Below are 16,572 nucleotides of genomic sequence, written 5' to 3'. Positions count from 1 at the left end.
AATGCGCCCGATCATCATCTCCGTTGCAATCACCGGTTCGGTTCCGCGCAGGAAGGATAATCCGGCGCTGCCGGTCTTGCCTGTAGAGCAGATCGAATCCACACACGCAGCCTACAAGGCCGGGGCGACCCTGGTTCACATCCACGTGCGCAACGATGATGAGTCCCCGTCCTCGGATCCGGATCGGTTAGCCGAGGTTCAGGCGGGCGTGCGGAAGCACTGCCCGGGCATGATTGTACAGTTCTCGACGGGGGGCAGGGGGCGCGATCCTGCTGCACGCGGCCTCTCGCTCGTACATCGACCGGACATGGCCTCGCTCTCGACCGGATCGACGAACTTTCCCACGATTGTGTACGAGAATCCCGCGGCGTTGGTGCTCGATCTTGCAACTCAAATGAAGCAGTTTGAGATTGCGCCCGAGATCGAGATCTTCGACCTGTCGCACATTCACGGTGCGAAGTGGCTGATCGATGCCGGTCTTATGCCGCCGAGACCGCACGTGCAATTCGTTATGGGAGTCCAGAACGCGCTGCCCGCGGACGAACATCTGCTCGATATTTTGGTTGCGGAAACCAGGCGCGTCATTCCCGGCGCGACCTGGACCGCGGCCGGCATAGGTCGCCATCAATCGCAGGTCATGGAATGGGCCCTGCAGCGCGGCGCGAATGCGGTGCGTACGGGCATGGAGGACAACATTCGGATCAGCAGGGATCGCCTCGCATCCGGCAATGCCGAGCTCGTGAGCGTCGCAGTGGGTTTGATCCAGAAGCACGGCTGCAGGCCGGCGACACCGGCCGAGGCACGGAATGCGCTCGGCCTTCGCGCAGCCCAGTGATTGGCGCGGGCTTCTGAAGCTGGCATTGAGGTGCGGGTGCGGCAGTTCTTATTACAGGAGCGCCGGAATCCCAGAAATGTGAGATCTGGTGGCTGTAGCAGCGGCCATCGAGGCCGGCGCCATGACAATTTTGGCTGGAAGCGTCGCGTCCTGGGCGCGGAGGAGGTCGGGATCGTTCAGCCCGAAGTGCTGTGCAAGCTTGACGCCTGGATGACGGCGCATGAGGCCTCATACTCGGCGGGTATCAAAATAGATACAAATGATCCTGTCTTGGGCGCGTAGCGATCACTACTGTGGTTTTCGAGAGGAAGGACCAACGTCATGTCTGCCCTGGCCGTCGATATTCAGGAACTCGCCTATGCCCCCATTTGGTCCGTTTCGGACCACGGTTCTAACGTCTTTTTCCCCATCGGCGCCGCTGACGGCTTCGACACAACCGCGGTCGGCTTCATCGCGCCAGCGCTGAAGCTCCCACCAGCCAGGAGCGCGACGTGATCATCTGCAGCTGTAACGTCCTCACCGACGGTCAAGTAAGATCTGCGATCGCAACCGCCGTATCCAGTGCGCAGATGAGAAGGGTCTACGCCACGCTCGGCTGTGTGGCGAAATGCGGCCGCTGCGCCCATACCATCAAAATCATACTCGAGGATACCTTCGCGCCGTTGGCGAAGGAGTCTGTGAGCTAGATCTGCCGGGCCGGGCAGCCGTCGATCGAGCGCCGCAATGAAAGACAAAACGAGCATGAGCAAAACGTGGTGAGCGCATTCGCCACAGCAGCAAGAAAGATCGACAATTTAGAAGATGTTCACAGCGTGCGGAACGCTGGGTGCAGATTCGAATCCCGCCACTCCGACTATTCTTTCAAGTGCCTATACTTTAGGCGATTTTCGTGCGCGATGATTTGAGGCAATGCTGCCGTGCTCGAAGCGTTCGCGTGCGGGCTGTGCATGCGCAAGAAACTGTCTCGCCAGCACCGCACCGATCATTGCAATCGCCGCCATCGCAAGCGGCCAGATGACGAAGAGCTGGTGACCGATCAGCGCACCACTCACGAGCGGGGCGCTAATGTTGGCGCCTGACATCAGCGATTGATTGAGGCCCATGATCATGCCCTGGCGATTCATTGCCGTGCTGCGCGACAGTTCTGCCGTTAGCGTGCTGCGGGTGAACATGGTGCCAATGATGATCAGCGTCAGGAACACCGCGAGCAGGCCGATGCCGTTCCTGATCGCAAGGCCCAGAAATCCAAGGCCCATGCAGGCAAACGCCGCTATGACGATGCTGCGATCGGATGCGAACTGGTTGGCGCGCGTGATCAGAAAACCCTGGACGACCAGGTTGATGAAGCCGGCATAGGCGAACATCGAGCCGAGTTCGCGGGCGCCGAATGGATGCCCGTCCCAGCTGAACCGCGCCGACAGGAAAAGGCCAATCTGCGACAGGAACATCGAGTTCACGAAGAAGAACACGATGAGCAGGCCGAGCAGGTGCCACGCATAGCGCATCCCGAGTATCGTGCGCGCCAGCGTCGGCTCAGGCGCGCGCTGCTGGTAGAGCGGTTCGGAGGCCGAGTGATCCGGCGGCAGCAGGACGATCGTGGCAAGAATGCTGATCAGCGACAAGGCCGTTGCTGCCCACACCGGCGCGGTGTCGCCATAGTGGACGAGAATGCCCGAGAGCGCAGGGCCCACCAGCAATCCGGTTCCAATCGCTCCGCTGGTCATGCCGAGCGCCTGCTTGCGAGTCGAGGGCGCGCTGTGCTCGGCGGCGTAGGCGTGAGCCACGGAGATATTGCCGGACGTAAGTCCATCGATGATGCGTGCCAAGAACACCAGCGTGAGGCTGGGCGCCATCGCGAGTAGCACGAAGCCAACGCAGGTCCCGATCTGGCTCACGACCAAAACCTTGCGGCGGCCGTAGCGGTTCGAGAGCATGCCGACGACCGGGCCGGCAATGAGTTGGCAGATCGCATAGACCGAAATCAGTGCGCCGATGAGGAACGGGGTGGCGCCGAGCCGCTGCGAATAGAACGGCAGCAGGGGCAGGATGATCCCCATCCCAGTGGCATCCACCGCCACGACGACAAAGGTCGGGATGAGCGCCAGGCTGCTTTCGCCCGGAATCGTCCCCCGTGTCTCTGTCGTGGAGCCGGCGCCCATAATGCGTTGTCCTCGTTCGCTTTTTTGGGATCGTCTGAAATATGCCAGCCTATATAGTTGCAAACTAATAGTTTGTGTCCTATCCAATATGCATGGCTCCATCGCAAGCCCGTATCCACGCTGAAATCGGCCGGCTGATCGCAAGGCTCGGCCGGATCTGGCGCCGCGAGTCTGACCAGGCGCTATCCGATCACGGCCTGTCATACGCGACCGCAGTTCCGCTGCTGGTGCTGTCGCGGCAAGGGGAAACGGTTCGCCAGGGCGTGCTGGCCGACGAATTGGGGATCGAGGGACCCTCGCTTGTGCGGCTGATCGATCTGCTGCAGGCCGAAGGCCTGGTGGAGCGCCGCGAGGATCCGACCGACAGGCGCGCCAAGACCTTGCATCTCACCGCGACCGGCGAGGCCAAGGTCGAGGAGATGAACCGGGTCCTGCGCCGCGTGCGGGCGAGACTGCTGAAGGATATTGGCAGCGAGGAGCTCGCGATAACCTTCGAGACACTCCAGCGCATCGAGCAGCGGGCGAGCCGCCTGCATGAAGCGAAGACTGTTTCAGAGGCGAAATAGTCATGCGCGCGGAAGAACCGTTTCCGATCCGCCGCGCGGATTTCATTTTCGCTTTGAAGACGTTCGCCGCATCGATACTGGCGCTAGTCGTCGCATTGGTCACCAGCGTGATGGTCGAGCATTACCCCGGAATGCCATTCAGCTTTTGCAACAATATCGGCACGTTTGAGACATGCCGCCAGGCTCTGAGGATGTCTGCCTGTTGGGGTAGACCGGACGGTACCGGCCGACGGGGTCTTGACCGTGTGAAAACGCGACGGCGCGCAAATTGCGGAGAAAAGCATTCCTTCTGACGCCGCTTCTGAGACTACGGAGAGCATACTGAACTCCAGTGCCGCGTGATCTGAGAAGTAGATTCTCCAGCGTTCGCAAGATTTCACGTTTTCACACAGCCAGGGACCCAAGGCGGACTACCAAGCCTTCAGCGGCGGAAAAGAGGCGAAAGCAGTCCCGCGCGAGCTTCCATCATGCTAATTTTCGGCGGCAATAGGGAGGCTTGGTGTGAGGTGAGACACGAAATAATCCCGAGCCTGGGCGCACGAGTGAGGCGCCGGGATTTTCTCGCCGCTCTACTGCTCACCACCGCGGCAGGCGCCCTTCAGGCGAACGATGCGTGGGAGGCGGCGGATGTTCAGACCAGCGAAGGCTCTTCGGTTTTCCCGTCTGCAACCTGGGAGGAGCATTCCAGCACAAATGAGTCAGGCTTTACGCCAGATAGCGTCACGTCTGTCATAATGATGCTCCGCGATCTTCCGACGACCTCGCTCATGGTTGTCCCGGGAGGAAAGATTGCTTTCAAGTATGGTGATGTTACGCAGGTGAGTTATCTCGCGTCGGCTCGCAAGAGCGTCCTGTCGATGCTGTTCGGAAATTACGTCGAAAGCGGCGAGATCAAACTTGAGCGAACCTTCGGTGACCTTGGCATCGACGATGTTGGGGGGCTGTTGTCGATTGAGAAGTCTGCAACGATTGCGGATCTACTTACTGCGAAAAGTGCATCGCCGAAGGCGGCCCGAACCGCCAGTTCGCCTTTGCCGCGCTTACGGATGTAGCGTGATTGTGAGGCGGCGTCGGCGCCGATTCCTGAAATGTGAACGAGCCGATCGACGCCGGCACGGAGTGCTTGAGCCGCTACCCGTTGGGCAGCCTCGACGTGAACGGAATGAAAAGTCTCCTCTCCGTGCTCGACGTAAAGGCTAACCGCATTAACAACGCCGTAGGCGCCGGCAAGCGCATCCGCGACTGACCGTTCGTCGTGAATGTTGGCCCCTACGGATTGAAGCTGCGGAAAATCGGGACCAAACAGTCTGTGCCCCCGATCCGGATGCCTTGACGCGGTCCGAACAGGAAATCCGTGAGAGCGCAGATGCCGAACGATGCGGCGGCCGAGAAAGCCGGCTCCGCCGAACACGGTGACGGTTCGATCGTGCGTTGCCACCATGATTCAATTCGCCAATTCATGTGGAGTCGAACGGTCCTCCGGAGCCGGGCCGCCACTAGCTATTGTTTCTTGGCTGGTGCGCCCGGAAGCACGGCCGCCACACCTTCCGGATTGATGTTGAAGGCCAAGAATATCAACGGCTCGTTGCCTGGGTTTCCCCATTGGTGCACGAGAGCGTACGGTTCATAGATCACGGAACCCGGTCCCCTTGATTCCGTCTTACCGTCGACCGTGTTCGCTCCGGTTCCGGAAATAACAAAGTATAGAGCCGCGCCTGACCGATGGTGTGGCGGGTTGGAGGGCATCTGCGCTGGAAAGGTGACTCGCGTGAGATTGAGATCATAACCACCTGGCTTCAGGTCGGGGATCGAATTCGCTGTGTGATACAATTCTCTCACGGCGGCAGGTGCTGTCTCGGCAGGCCGACCCAAGTCCCCAGCGGGAGCAAGGAGGAAGTGGAGGAAAGTCGAGGGCCCTCCGCGACCCGCCGCTAGCGCCGCAGTCTTTCCGCCGGCTATGAACAACCCCTCTCCGGCGTTGAGCATTTTGGCCTCGCCATCGAGCGCGACCTCGGTCGATCCTGATATCTGGTAGAGGATGCCGTTGCCCGCCGAGACGCTGCTCCTTTCGTCCGGCTGAAGAGTGATGCTCACCGCTTTGAAATGGAGCGGGGCGTCTATAACGGTTGGCAGTTTAGTTGCGGCGATCACTGTTCGTGTAATTGCCGGTGAAGCGGTGGTGGTTTGTGCGGCCCCGGAGGCGGGAAGTGCCATCGCGCCGAGCAACAGTAGTCCGGTTGTCCTGAACTGCATGATTGCCTCCCAGGTTCAGCGGATCATCGGAGCACCATACGCTCTCCCAGCGCCTCTCGGAATGGCAGGCCGCTTCGAGCTGCTATTGGAGGGAAACCGGGAGCAAAGGCCGAGCGAAACTGAGTTCGTGGCCGTCGGGGTCAACCAGGTGGAAGAAGCGCTCACCCCATTCGGCATCGCGGGGCACAGTAGCCGCCTGGTATCCTGCTGCGAGCGCGCGTTCGTAAAGTACGTCAACATCGGTGACGTAGAAGATGACCAGACCCCACCAGGACCAAGACCCCATGAAGTCCAAGGCCCTTGGACGCTGGCTTCAAGGCGATTTGCACCCGCGGAATTAAGGCCCGCCGGCGTGAACCGGCGGGTCGGGCGGCGCGGGACTAGCTCGCGCCCTCGTCGTCAGATCTCCTCGGTTTCAGCCTCCGGCTGGCTGCGATAGGCGTCTCGGAGCCACAGGCGATTGAGGGGGCCGTCCGCGCTAACGCGCGCGAGCCGCCGGGCTTCCCCAGCGGCTCAAGCGTTGCGTAGCGATGTGTTGCGACGCGCAGCGTCACGTGGCCGAACGTTGCGATGCGCCGAGGCGCGTCGAGTTGCCTACCGTGATGTCGGTAAGTCCTACGCGTCTCATCGACGACCCTAACGTGGTGCAGTCGCGAGGCGACTTCAAGACAGCGTTGCTGCCACAAAACGTGCGCCACTGATTATGATGGCATCTCTTTATGATCGTGCCTAAGAAGGCCGCAACTGCCGTAACGAGATGTAACAAAACCATGTAACAGACACGCGCGTTGTTTTTCGATTACGATGCCTGCCTCGTCCGAGCCGGTCATCCTCATCAGCGCCGACCTATTCAAGGAGTGAAGAGCTTTCGCCTGCTGCCGGGAAGGGTGAACGCTCAACATCAGGAGCACGGGACTTCCTGAAAGCAGTTGAATGCGATGTCGTAGCCTGCCCGGATCTTCAAGGTTGCCTCCATTTTTGAACTCGGCGAAGGCCCCGGCGGGCGCTAAAAGAGTAGGCAGATACACCGCCAGTACTTCGCACGGCACTTCCAGACCTGATTTATCGGATAGATAAAAATGGGCTTCGCAAGTGGCCTTCTTGGAAGCTAGAGTCGAATGACGGACTGGGCCTTTGCCGCTATGACTGTTTTCAGCGTCCATCACACGACGACGTATCGGTACAAGAAGCCGGTAATGCCGGGCCGGCATCAGATGCTGTTCCGGCCCCGCGATAGCTTCGATCAGCACCTGCTCGATTCCTGCCTTACGGTGACGCCGGATCCTGCCGAGGTTCGCTGGATCCACGACGTTTTCGGAAACTGCGTGACGCTGGTCGACTTTGCGGAGCGTACCCGGGTTCTGAAGTTCGAGTCTGTCATCCGCTTGGAACATACACCGGAGAACACTCCTGATTTTCGGATCGAGGATTACGCGCGGTCGCACCCTTTCGCCTATGCGGAGGACGAGTTGCCCGACCTGGCTGCCTACATCCGCCGCCATCATCCCGGAAGTGGAGTGGAGGACTGGCTGGCTAAATTCGTCACGACGGACGTAAGCAGACCGACGGGACAACTGCTCATGACGCTCAATGAAGCCATTGCGGAGGGCTTTTCATACAAGCGGCGGTCCTCCCGCGGAACCCAAACGCCGAGCGAAACTCTCGAAAGCCAGCAAGGGACATGTAGAGACTTCGCCTTGCTCATGATGGAAGGGGCGCGCTCATTGGGCTTTGCCGCGCGCTTCGTTACTGGGTATGTTTACGTGCCCGATCGCGACGGGCCGGTTCGTCTGGGCGGAGGCTCGACCCACGCATGGTGCCAAATCTACGTCCCTGGCTCTGGCTGGGTCGAATTCGATCCCACGAACGGGATCGTCGGCAATCGCGACCTCATCAGGGTGGGGGTCGCCAGAACACCTCAGCAAGCAATTCCGCTCTCCGGTAGCTACTGGGGCGATGCCGACGAAGAACTCGGGATGGAAGTCACCGTGAACGTGAAGACGGAGGGCGGCTCGCCGAGCCTGTCGGTGGTGGACGCAAAGTGACGAGGTAGGTTCGTTCCTCGAAGCCACACTTATAGACCGACTAAGTCAGCCGCGAACGAAATCGTAGATTTAAATCGCTTCGTCGGAAGCCGCTATCGCCGCCAGAACAGGCCGGCGAGGTGATCCCGAAATCAGATAACCAAGTCGCCAGCGACATCGCGGATTCTGTAGACCGAGCTACGCCGAGTTGGCTGCAAAGGGATTTTCGGATCATTGACCTGGACGAATTGCGCGCAGCCCCAGCTGGCTGAGGTCTAGGCGACTTCGGCAACCGCACGACCTTGCGCTCTGTCTCCGGTTTGCGGGCTTGCCGTTCGGGCGCCGCGCCCAAGCCTCCCATCTCGCTGTAATAAGCGCTGTAGACCTCGCGGAGGGCCAGCACCGTGGACTCGGCTTCGCTCATCGTTTCGAGCCGGGCTCGATAGTTGGTCAGAAAGTTCTGGGTTTGGCGGAAGGTCATCGAAACTGCCTAGCTTGGCCATCATGAGCCAAGTGGCAAAATCCGCTTCGACCTTGGAGCGAGCTCTCTTGGCAATATTGGTGCTGGAGGCCACGGTGGTCCGGGTGTTTCGCCGGCCAAACTCGCCGGCGTTCATGGCGATCGTTGGACAGCGCGCTTGGGAATCTCAATTGACGTGGCAAACTGAACCGGATTGCCGTCAATGACGCACGCAAGATATAAGCTCCGAAACGTAATGACTTTGTCGTCAAGACGGGCCTAATGTGTCTCGGAAAATGCATCTCCCAGGAGGTGACAATGAAAGACCTTGTGCAGTGCCGCAAGTTAGAGGCTAAGTTTCGCCAGCTCGCAGTGAGCGACCCGACTAAACGTTTCATATGGCTCGCCGAAGCTGAAAAATGGGAGAACGAGGCCGAAGCTGAAATCGCCTCTCACTTCGAAGCATGCAATGCTGTGCGAACTACCGGTGCAATTGACCAATAGCCACAAAATCTAGCACCGCCCCCTGGAGGCGCCGCTTTGCGTTACGCCGCAACTTGAAATCACCACCCTGCGCCCCTAAGTAGTGTGGGTTAGCATGCTCACAGTGCTCTTGATCAAGCGGCGATCCCAGTCGCACACGGACGACCGTTTTGCCGCTACGCAGACCGTTCCGATGTGAATGCGATTTCGAAGACAAGCGCCCGCTTGAGGTTGCCGATGCGGCCAGCGATCCGCCACGAGGCACAGCGCGCTCACATATCGACGGTACGACTAAGGCAACGCCGCGATAATCCCGGTTGGAAACCGAAACCTAACTCTTGCGGGTTGACGCTGAAAAAACTGAGCAAGTTCGTTGCCGCATCGCTGTGTTAATCAGCGTGACCGTTACAACTGCCATATAGGGAGCGAGCCGTGTGCGACGGCTCGAGGACATTCATGACTATGAATCAATCCAGATCCGCTGCGCGGTCGCGAAGACGGGCGGAGCGCTCACCTCCCGCGGAGGGGCGTTCCAAAAACCGCCAAAGCGTGAGGACCAACTATGAGCGGTATCTCGCGTTGGCTCGTGCCCAAACTCTAGCTGGCGATCAAGTCGAGGCGGAGAATTCCTACCAACACGCCGAACATTATTTCCGCTCCATGAGCGAGAGCGCGCGGTAACCGAATGGGAATCCGCCCTCGCTTCCTTCGAGTGACTCAAACCAGGCGCCGAGTTTCGAAGCTTCAATCGGATGTGTCGCTCAGCACGGGGGGTAACTGAAGGAAGATCGCGATAATTAGCAAGTCTACCACATTTGAATTGAATGGCTTTCTTTTTGATTTGCCGGAACGAACCACCCGTATGCTCGGTTGTCATATCTTCCCGACCATTAGGGAGACGTGATGACAAACAGAATGATCCCAACAAGTATAGTCAGCAGAATCGACAGGGCGATTAGTCCGCCAAGTCCGGCCAGAACCCGAATCAGACGCCTGGCCAACAGACGCAAATTCCAAACCAGGGCGGCCAGCAGAGCGGCGGCCAGCAAAGAGATCCGCAACGCTAATGGAAACGAACTGCTCGCTTCGACGAGCAGTTTTGTTTAGCAAAGTTCTTCCGGCTCTCAATCCGCCTTCTTCGACACTTCCCATTCTTAGGCGCACGATGCCCTTCGGTCCATGCCCTCAGAGGAGGTAGCTATGGAACATCAATTTTTCATTCGCCAGCAAAACCTTAGGCTCTATCGCAGTCTCGTGGCTGCATCGGAGGCGGCGGCAGCGAAAGCTGACGCGCGGCAGGAGAAGCTTTTAAAGCTACTGGCAGAGGAAGTAGCGAACGAACCGCAGCCCAGAAAGAACTAAGGCGCTTGATGCCGGCGTGAGTGGCTTAACCTGCCAACAGATGACGAAACCTGTGCTGAGCGTAAATCGCAGCGCGGTTTGCGGCTTGGGAGTTAGTCGTCCGTGAAGAACCCTAATTTCAGGCTGGATTGGTCGACGGCGCGGCGAAGAGAGCGGCCAGGATTTGGCGCAACAAAATCCTGAGCCAGCGGATCAGGCGGCGGAAGTTGTAGCCGACGGCGGCGAGGACGGCGTTGTTGGCGTCGCCGCGCCGGAACCAGAGATAGTTGCGGCCCATGCGGTGCTCGGCTTTGAGATGGCCGATGACGGGCTCGACGGCGGACCTGCGGCGGAGTTCGCGCTTGATCTGCGGCGTCACCCCTCGCTTTTGCCCCGAGATGAAGACCCTGAACTTGTAATCGGGCGGCGCATTGTGGCCGCGGTAGCCCTTGTCGGCGAGGATGCGCGCGATGGTGTTGCCGACGAGCGCTTCCATGTCCGGGATCACGGTTTCCAAGGTGTGGCCATCATATGGATTGCCGGGCAGCGCCTTCACATGGGTGACGAACTGGCCGCCCTTGCAGTGCTTGAGGGTGGTGGCAACGCTGACCTTGACGCCGAACTCGTAAGGCCGATGGGCCTTGCCCTTGCCGATGCATTCGACTTCCGGCGCATGCAGGGAATAGACCTTCGGTCCGCGTTGACGTTGCTGCTGCTCGCGCACGCGCCGCGCCAGCAATAGCAGCTGTGCGAACGTCCCTTCGAGCCCGCTGTTGCCCTCGATCTTGCGGCCGATGTCGCGGATGACGCGGCCGAGATAGGTGCGCAGCTTCTTGAGCATCCGGTTGGCACGCTTGAACTGCTTGGCGTGGGCATAGCGCTGATGCTGGATCAGGGCGAACTTGCCCAGGCGCGCATAGGACTGGCGCAAATCTACCCCGTGGCGCTGCGCCAGCCGCACCAGTTTCTCGCGCGCCCGGTTCAGAAGCTTCGCGTCGGTGGGGAACGTCACGTTCTTGGGCTGCACGGTGGTATCGACGATCACCCGTGACAACTCGGACGGCTTGATCGCCTTGGTTCTGGTGGCCACCGACAGGCTCTCCTGCAGCAATGCCTGCAGCCGCTCCTCGCCCATCCGGTTGCGCCAGCGCGTCAGCGACGAGCGATCGAACACCAGCCGGTGCTGGAAGAACTCCTCGCCGCAGAAGAACTGGTAATAGGGGTTCTCGACCCAGCGCTCGCACAGCACCTCGTCGGACAGGTCGTAGGTGTGCTTGAGGATCGCCAGCCCCGCCATCAATCGCGTCGGCAGTGGCGGGCGGCCGGGATCATCCGTGTAGACCGCCCCGAACTCCCGTTCCAGGAACTCCCAATCCACCGTGCGCCCCAGCGCCACCAGCGGATGCTTCAGGTCGATGATCTGATCGAGCCGGGAGCGAAACAGATCCTGCTCTCCCGTCTCCCGCCGTTCCGGTGGTCGCATCTGGTCCCCCGCCAAAACATCCAAAGGCGAGTGAATCACAAATCAAATTTGCAAGGAATCCCCTTCCGCACACCCGATTCCCGGCAAACTCGGTTGCCCCAGCCTGCCATTTCCAGATTCTAAATCAACGACTTGGGAATTCTTCACGGACGACGAGTTAACTGCTTCGCTGCTTACGACTTGGACAGACCAATTTGCTCAGGTTTCAACACGATGTTCCGGATAGTCGTTTCTTCTTATAGCCTTTAGGGTCTTTCTTGCGGGCGTTCTCCACCGAGCCGATTATCACCTCAAGCTGGTCGAGGAGCGGCGGGTGCGCATAGGCGGCTCCATGACGGCGATCTTACGTGCGCTCTGCGCGCTCGGTGTTAGGGCGTCCGCACCTTGATGCCGCCAAGGGCGTTGGCGGCCTTGGCGAAATCCTGGTCGAAGCTGATGAAGGCCTCACAGCCTTCCGCTTTGGCCAGATGCAGACCATCCGCAAAGTCCACGCCCTGCCGCATCCAGCCCAGCGCCTTCGCCGCGGCGGTAGCATCTTCCAGACTCGCGCGCGGCAGCCCCGCGAAATCGGAGAGGGCCTTGGCGCACTGGGCAGCGGAAAACCGATAGACGCTCCGCAGCACCCACTCGGTCTCTAGCAGGACTGTGGTGCGGACGAAGACGTCATTGCTGTCGATCAGCCTGCGCGCCCGGGCAGCCTGTCCGGGATCGTCGCCCACCAGATAGCGGACGATGAGTTTAGTATCGATTGCGAGCATGCCGCCGTTTCGCCTCGGCGGCGATCCCCGCCTCCATATCCGCGATCGACTTCGCCGGCCCCTTATAGGGTAGGGAGCCAAATACGTCTTTCGGCCGGGTGGGCGCAAAGGCGGGCTTCGTCTTCAGCAATACGCCCTCGGGGGTATCCTCCACCACCAGTTCCGTTCCGGCGGGCCAGTGCAGCCGTTCCCGGATCGCCTTGGGCAATATCACCTGGCCCTTGGTCGAGACGGTAGTGGTCAGTTTTTGCTTGGCGGACATCGCGGCTTTCATTCGGTAAGACAAAAGTAAGATGGTCCGACTTGGGCCGGATGGCAAGGCCTATGCCGGGACCTCGAGGTGAAGTGCAGGCGGTGTTCGACCTACTCGCTGATCGACCTCTCGGCGGTCGACCCTTACCGCTCATGGGCTGATTCATCGTTTGACTCACTTGATCGCTGGTTTGGGAAGGATTGTTTCGCGTTTTCCGCAATGAAGCGTAGTTCAGCGTGTACCAAGGGGCGCGGACGCCGGGTACAGGCGGCTCTTGGAGCAAAGCGGATAACCGTGATGTGAGTTACGGTCCGATCAAGAATTGTAGGATTCAGCGGTGTTCGGTGACCCGACCTATGCCGACGCCGTCCTCGACCGCCTGGTCCATAACGCCCACCGGATCGATCTCAATGGGGAGAGCCTGCGACGAACCCGTAAACCCGGCCGAAAGGCCTGAGCCCGTGGCGCTGTGGACATGCCGCTGCGCTTGGACAACGCAAGAGCGTTGCCCACATGCCCACAGCAGAAGCAGCAGAAAAACAAGTCCGCCGAGCCGCGATTCAAGATTGACCACGCGGCTTTGCCGATGCCAGAAACCAGACAGCCAGAACGCCTCGCGCCCCGGGCGGCATCAAATCGGAATGGTGGGCGAGATCATCTCGGAATCCTGGGCGAGATCAAATCGGTACACCCGGGCGAGATCGTCGGAATCAGCAAACACCATTCCATCGGGCCCCTCAAAGTAGAGAAATCTTGCCCCTGACGTCGGATGACGCCCCGGGCCGAATACGATCGGTACGCGCTGGTCCGACAAATGATAGTAAGAGCGCAGCACGTCATCATTGCTCTCGACCTGGTGGTTGACATGGTGGATGTGCTCCCCATGACGGTCTCGCCATCGCAGGGGATCGGCCCCTCGCGAACAACAGATGAGGACAGACCACGACTGCAATCGGATACGTCACCAAGAACGAAAACGGCGGCTACCGGGGCCAGCTCAAGACTGGAGCGACCGAGCGCACGAAGGTTTGCCAATCGCGAAAAATACCGATTGTGTTTCAATGTGCTATTTGGCCACCCAAAAATTGGCAAATCGGCGAAGTCAGCTACGTGCTCGCACTAACCGCCGGCCGACGGCTTAGGAAGCGCCGAGCGTCCCCCCGGCCTCGTGTACGAGCATAGCTTCAGTTTTTCCTATCGGTAGCTTTGATCAAACCGGATTAGTAGGTGGTCCGGCCTTCGTTATAGGTTAGACGCGGCGGTAATGCTGCGGACATTGCCGGCAACGAAAGGGCAGCGATGGCAGACATGGTCTTTGCGGGAACGATCGTTCTTCCTGACCGGATCCTCGACAACGGTTATGTTCTGGTTGGCGACGGCAAGGTGCAATTGGTTGGGTCCGGCGGTCTGCCCGACGGCGAAAAGCACGGTGGCCCCGGGGTTTTTGTGCTTCCGGGCGCGATCGATGCGCAGGTCCACAGCCGCAGTCAGTTGGGCCAGGAGGATTTCGTCTGGTCGACGCGTAGCGCCGCGGCGGGCGGCGTCACGACCATCGTCGACATGCCCTACGATGACAACTGCCTGATCGCGACGGCCGAGCGGTTTAGTACCAAGGCCAAAGAGGCGGCCGCGCAGGCGCGCGTGGATTTCGCGCTTTATGCGACCATCGATCCGGAGGAGGGGCCGGCGCGGGTCGATGAACTCGTTGAGGCCGGCGCCGCCGCGTTCAAGTTTTCGACCTTCGGCACGCACCCAAAGCGGTTTCCGCGCATCCCGCCGCACATGCTCTACCAAAGCTTCTGCGCCGTCGGCAAAAGAGGGCTGATCGCCGGCATCCACAATGAGAACGACGAGATGGTCCGCGCCTTCATGGCGGAGGTCGAGGCCAGGGGCATTACCGACTATACCGCGCACGGCTTGTCGAGGCCGCCGATCTCCGAGGCGCTGGCGACCGCTGAAGTGTTCGAACTCGGCGCGGGCGCCGGCTGCCCGGTGCATATCGTCCACAGCTCCATCGGCCGCGGCTATGAACTGGCCGCCGCCTACCGCGCGCAGGGCCATGGCGCGACGATAGAGGCCTGCGTGCACTACCTTACGCTCGACGAAGACAACGACGTTCGCCGGCTCGGCGGCAAGGCCAAGATCAATCCGCCGCTGCGGCCGCGTCACGAGGTCGAGGCATTGTGGCGTCATCTCGACGCAGGCAATGTCACGATCGTCTCGACCGATCACGTGAGCTGGTCGGAGGATCGCAAGACCGATCCGAACATGCTGAAGAATGCTTCGGGAATTCCGGGCCTCGAAGCCCTGTACGCGCTGCTGCTGAAAGGACTGGACGAGCGCAAGCTTTCCCTGACCCATGCCGCGCGGCTGATGGCCCACAATCCCGCTGCGCTGTTCCGGATCACGCATGTCAAGGGCGCGCTGGAGGTCGGCCGCGATGCGGACATCGTGTTGATGCGCCGCGACCCTTATCGTTACAATTCGGCGGCCAGCGGGAATAACTTCGTGTCCTGGAGCCCGTATGACGGAATTGAGTTGCCCTTCCGTGCGGTCGAGACCTATCTGCGGGGCGACTGCGTTGCCGCCGACGGGCGTGTGCTGGCCGAACCCGGCAAGGGCCGCTTTGTCAGCCCGCTTCGCGCCCACTAATCACGGGATCCGATGAAAACAAATCTTCCGCTCGACGCCGATCGCCTTTGGGCGGATGTGATGGCGCTGGCCGACATTACCGATCCGGCGCGGCCTTACACCCGGCGCTCGTTCACGGCGTTGTTTCTCGAAGGCCGCGCCTGGCTCGCGCAGCGCTTGGCAGAGGCGGGACTGACAACCCGGATCGATACGGCGGGCAATCTGATCGGCCGGATCGAGGGCAACAATCCCGAACTCGGCATCATCGCGATCGGCTCCCATAGCGACACCGTCCCGTCGGGCGGACGCTTCGACGGCATCGCCGGGGTGGCGACGGGGCTCGAAATCGTGCGCGCGCTGCGGCAGTCCGGCACGCGGCTGGATCACACCATCGAAATCATCGATTTTCTCGCCGAAGAGCCCAGCGAATACGGCCTGTCATGCATTGGCAGCCGGGGCATGACGGGATCGCTGGATGGCAAGATGCTCGATCTCACCGAGCCCGGCGGCGAAACATTGCGTGACGCCTTGCGACGGGTCGGTGGAAATCCTGATCGGCTCATCGAGGCCAAGCGCAATGATATTAGCGCCTTTCTGGAGTTGCACATCGAGCAAGGCATCGTACTGGAATCGCGGTCGCTCGATGTCGGTGTGGTCACATCGATCGTCGGCATCCGCCGTATCGAAATTGTATTCCAGGGCGAAGCCGATCATGCCGGTACGACGCCGATGGCGCTGCGCCACGATGCGCTGGCGGCGGCCGCCAACACCGTCGAGGCGGTTCGGCGCGCCGCCGAGCAGCTCGCCGCCGAGGGCGAGGATTATTTTGTCGCCACGGTCGGCATCCTGACGGTTGAGCCTTCTGCCTCGAACATCGTGCCGGGGCGCTGCCGGCTGGTCATCGATGCACGCACCACCAATCCGGAATTGACGGCGCGTTTCGTCGGCACCATCGACCGCGAGAGCGCGGCCCATGCCGCAGCGGCTAAGGTGACGCGCCCCAAATTCGAAACCTTGTCGGATGGCCCTCCGGTCGCCTGCGATCCGGATCTGCGCGCCGCCTTGCGGCAGTGCGCGCATGATCTCGGTCTTGGTGAAATGGACCTGCCGAGCGGCGCCGGCCACGATGCGGCGTTCATGAGCCGGATCGCGCCGTCGGCGATGGTCTTTGTACCCTGCCGCAAGGGCAAGAGCCACGCCCCGGAGGAATGGGCGGACCGCGAGGCAATCGCAGCCGGCGCGGCGGTCATTTATCAGGCGGTCAGGGCGCTCGATCAGTCCTTGCCGCGAAGCCGTGGTGGTGAAGCCGCATGACAGCGCAATTCC

18 protein-coding genes and 4 pseudogenes are annotated in these 16,572 nt (G+C 60.5%); 12 read left to right on the top strand and 10 right to left on the bottom strand.

Going from position 1 to position 16,572, the window contains the following annotated elements:
- Position 1: 1 nt before the first annotated feature.
- The 3 genes from NL528_RS32295 (at position 2) to NL528_RS32285 (ending at position 1,521) form a co-directional block, all read left to right on the top strand.
- Positions 2–835, top strand: a complete 834-nt coding sequence (locus tag NL528_RS32295; protein ID WP_309178421.1) for a 3-keto-5-aminohexanoate cleavage protein — start codon at positions 2–4, stop codon at positions 833–835.
- Positions 836–1,156: 321 nt separating this feature from the next.
- Positions 1,157–1,330 carry a hypothetical protein gene (locus tag NL528_RS32290; RefSeq protein WP_309178420.1) on the top strand — a complete coding sequence of 58 codons (174 nt, stop codon included), beginning with the start codon at positions 1,157–1,159 and terminating at the stop codon, positions 1,328–1,330.
- The gene (locus tag NL528_RS32285; RefSeq protein WP_309178419.1) at positions 1,327–1,521 is read left to right on the top strand and encodes a (2Fe-2S)-binding protein; all 195 of its coding nucleotides are present in this window, start codon (positions 1,327–1,329) and stop codon (positions 1,519–1,521) included. Before NL528_RS32290 ends, NL528_RS32285 begins: the two co-directional genes overlap by 4 nt.
- 183 nt (positions 1,522–1,704) lie before the next feature.
- On the opposite strand, the gene NL528_RS32280 is transcribed toward NL528_RS32285, so the two are convergent.
- Positions 1,705–2,994: an MFS transporter gene (locus NL528_RS32280; protein WP_309178418.1), complete on the bottom strand. Its 1,290-nt coding sequence runs from the start codon at positions 2,992–2,994 to the stop codon at positions 1,705–1,707.
- A gap of 92 nt (positions 2,995–3,086) precedes the next feature.
- Here NL528_RS32280 and NL528_RS32275 point away from each other — a divergent pair, with 92 nt between their 5' ends.
- The gene (locus NL528_RS32275; protein WP_309178417.1) at positions 3,087–3,560 is read left to right on the top strand and encodes a MarR family transcriptional regulator; all 474 of its coding nucleotides are present in this window, start codon (positions 3,087–3,089) and stop codon (positions 3,558–3,560) included.
- A 467-nt stretch (positions 3,561–4,027) separates the two neighbouring features.
- Positions 4,028–4,612, top strand: a complete 585-nt coding sequence (locus NL528_RS32270; protein WP_309185342.1) for a hypothetical protein — start codon at positions 4,028–4,030, stop codon at positions 4,610–4,612.
- A 62-nt stretch (positions 4,613–4,674) separates the two neighbouring features.
- Here NL528_RS32270 and NL528_RS32265 read toward each other — a convergent pair.
- The 4 genes and pseudogenes from NL528_RS32265 to NL528_RS32250 form a co-directional block, all read right to left on the bottom strand.
- Positions 4,675–5,001 (bottom strand): annotated as a pseudogene (locus NL528_RS32265) (NAD(P)H-binding protein); the annotation flags it as partial.
- A 59-nt stretch (positions 5,002–5,060) separates the two neighbouring features.
- Positions 5,061–5,813 carry a cupin domain-containing protein gene (locus NL528_RS32260; RefSeq protein WP_309178416.1) on the bottom strand — a complete coding sequence of 251 codons (753 nt, stop codon included), beginning with the start codon at positions 5,811–5,813 and terminating at the stop codon, positions 5,061–5,063.
- Between the two features lie 82 nt (positions 5,814–5,895).
- Positions 5,896–6,090, bottom strand: a pseudogene (locus tag NL528_RS32255) (VOC family protein); the annotation flags it as partial.
- Positions 6,091–6,514: 424 nt separating this feature from the next.
- Positions 6,515–7,063 carry a hypothetical protein gene (locus tag NL528_RS32250; protein WP_309185339.1) on the bottom strand — a complete coding sequence of 183 codons (549 nt, stop codon included), beginning with the start codon at positions 7,061–7,063 and terminating at the stop codon, positions 6,515–6,517.
- Between NL528_RS32250 and NL528_RS32245 the strand changes: the two genes are divergently transcribed.
- Positions 6,956–7,858 carry a transglutaminase family protein gene (locus tag NL528_RS32245; RefSeq protein WP_309185096.1) on the top strand — a complete coding sequence of 301 codons (903 nt, stop codon included), beginning with the start codon at positions 6,956–6,958 and terminating at the stop codon, positions 7,856–7,858. The two genes, NL528_RS32250 and NL528_RS32245, sit on opposite strands and share 108 nt — an antisense overlap.
- 40 nt (positions 7,859–7,898) lie before the next feature.
- Here NL528_RS32245 and NL528_RS47265 read toward each other — a convergent pair whose 3' ends face one another.
- Positions 7,899–8,318, bottom strand: a complete 420-nt coding sequence (locus NL528_RS47265) for a hypothetical protein (protein ID WP_375143912.1) — start codon at positions 8,316–8,318, stop codon at positions 7,899–7,901.
- Positions 8,319–8,615: 297 nt separating this feature from the next.
- Here NL528_RS47265 and NL528_RS32235 point away from each other — a divergent pair, with 297 nt between their 5' ends.
- The 3 genes and pseudogenes from NL528_RS32235 to NL528_RS32225 all read left to right on the top strand — a co-directional run bounded on the left by NL528_RS32235 (position 8,616) and on the right by NL528_RS32225 (position 10,142).
- Positions 8,616–8,801 (top strand): hypothetical protein, encoded by a 186-nt coding sequence (locus tag NL528_RS32235; RefSeq protein ID WP_247832865.1) that lies wholly within the window; start codon positions 8,616–8,618, stop codon positions 8,799–8,801.
- A 435-nt stretch (positions 8,802–9,236) separates the two neighbouring features.
- Positions 9,237–9,437 (top strand): annotated as a pseudogene (locus NL528_RS32230) (DUF4167 domain-containing protein); the annotation flags it as partial.
- A gap of 543 nt (positions 9,438–9,980) precedes the next feature.
- Positions 9,981–10,142: a hypothetical protein gene (locus NL528_RS32225; protein WP_309178414.1), complete on the top strand. Its 162-nt coding sequence runs from the start codon at positions 9,981–9,983 to the stop codon at positions 10,140–10,142.
- Positions 10,143–10,260: 118 nt separating this feature from the next.
- Here the strand turns inward: NL528_RS32225 and NL528_RS32220 are convergent, their stop codons facing one another.
- The 3 genes from NL528_RS32220 to NL528_RS32210 form a co-directional block, all read right to left on the bottom strand.
- Positions 10,261–11,604 carry an IS5 family transposase gene (locus NL528_RS32220; RefSeq protein WP_309177718.1) on the bottom strand — a complete coding sequence of 448 codons (1,344 nt, stop codon included), beginning with the start codon at positions 11,602–11,604 and terminating at the stop codon, positions 10,261–10,263.
- A 368-nt stretch (positions 11,605–11,972) separates the two neighbouring features.
- Positions 11,973–12,362, bottom strand: a complete 390-nt coding sequence (locus NL528_RS32215) for a type II toxin-antitoxin system VapC family toxin (protein ID WP_309178413.1) — start codon at positions 12,360–12,362, stop codon at positions 11,973–11,975.
- Positions 12,343–12,624, bottom strand: coding sequence for an AbrB/MazE/SpoVT family DNA-binding domain-containing protein (locus NL528_RS32210; RefSeq protein ID WP_309178412.1), 282 nt, complete (start codon positions 12,622–12,624; stop codon positions 12,343–12,345). Before NL528_RS32210 ends, NL528_RS32215 begins: the two co-directional genes overlap by 20 nt.
- Positions 12,625–12,952: 328 nt before the next feature.
- Here NL528_RS32210 and NL528_RS32205 point away from each other — a divergent pair.
- Positions 12,953–13,072, top strand: a pseudogene (locus tag NL528_RS32205) (ATP-binding protein); the annotation flags it as partial.
- A 174-nt stretch (positions 13,073–13,246) separates the two neighbouring features.
- On the opposite strand, the gene NL528_RS32200 reads toward NL528_RS32205, so the two are convergent.
- Positions 13,247–13,450 (bottom strand): VOC family protein, encoded by a 204-nt coding sequence (locus NL528_RS32200; protein ID WP_309178411.1) that lies wholly within the window; start codon positions 13,448–13,450, stop codon positions 13,247–13,249.
- Between the two features lie 464 nt (positions 13,451–13,914).
- Between NL528_RS32200 and NL528_RS32195 the strand changes: the two genes are divergently transcribed.
- The gene (locus NL528_RS32195) at positions 13,915–15,267 is read left to right on the top strand and encodes a dihydroorotase family protein (protein ID WP_309178410.1); all 1,353 of its coding nucleotides are present in this window, start codon (positions 13,915–13,917) and stop codon (positions 15,265–15,267) included.
- Positions 15,268–15,279: 12 nt separating this feature from the next.
- Complete coding sequence (locus tag NL528_RS32190) at positions 15,280–16,560, top strand: Zn-dependent hydrolase (RefSeq protein WP_309178409.1); 1,281 nt, start codon at positions 15,280–15,282, stop codon at positions 16,558–16,560.
- Positions 16,561–16,572 lie beyond the last annotated feature (12 nt).

It is taken from the genome of Bradyrhizobium sp. Ash2021 (genome assembly GCF_031202265.1).
Taxonomy (GTDB): Bacteria; Pseudomonadota; Alphaproteobacteria; order Rhizobiales; family Xanthobacteraceae; genus Bradyrhizobium.
Note: the sequence above shows the minus strand (reverse complement) of the source record. Positions and strands in the feature narration are given on the sequence as shown.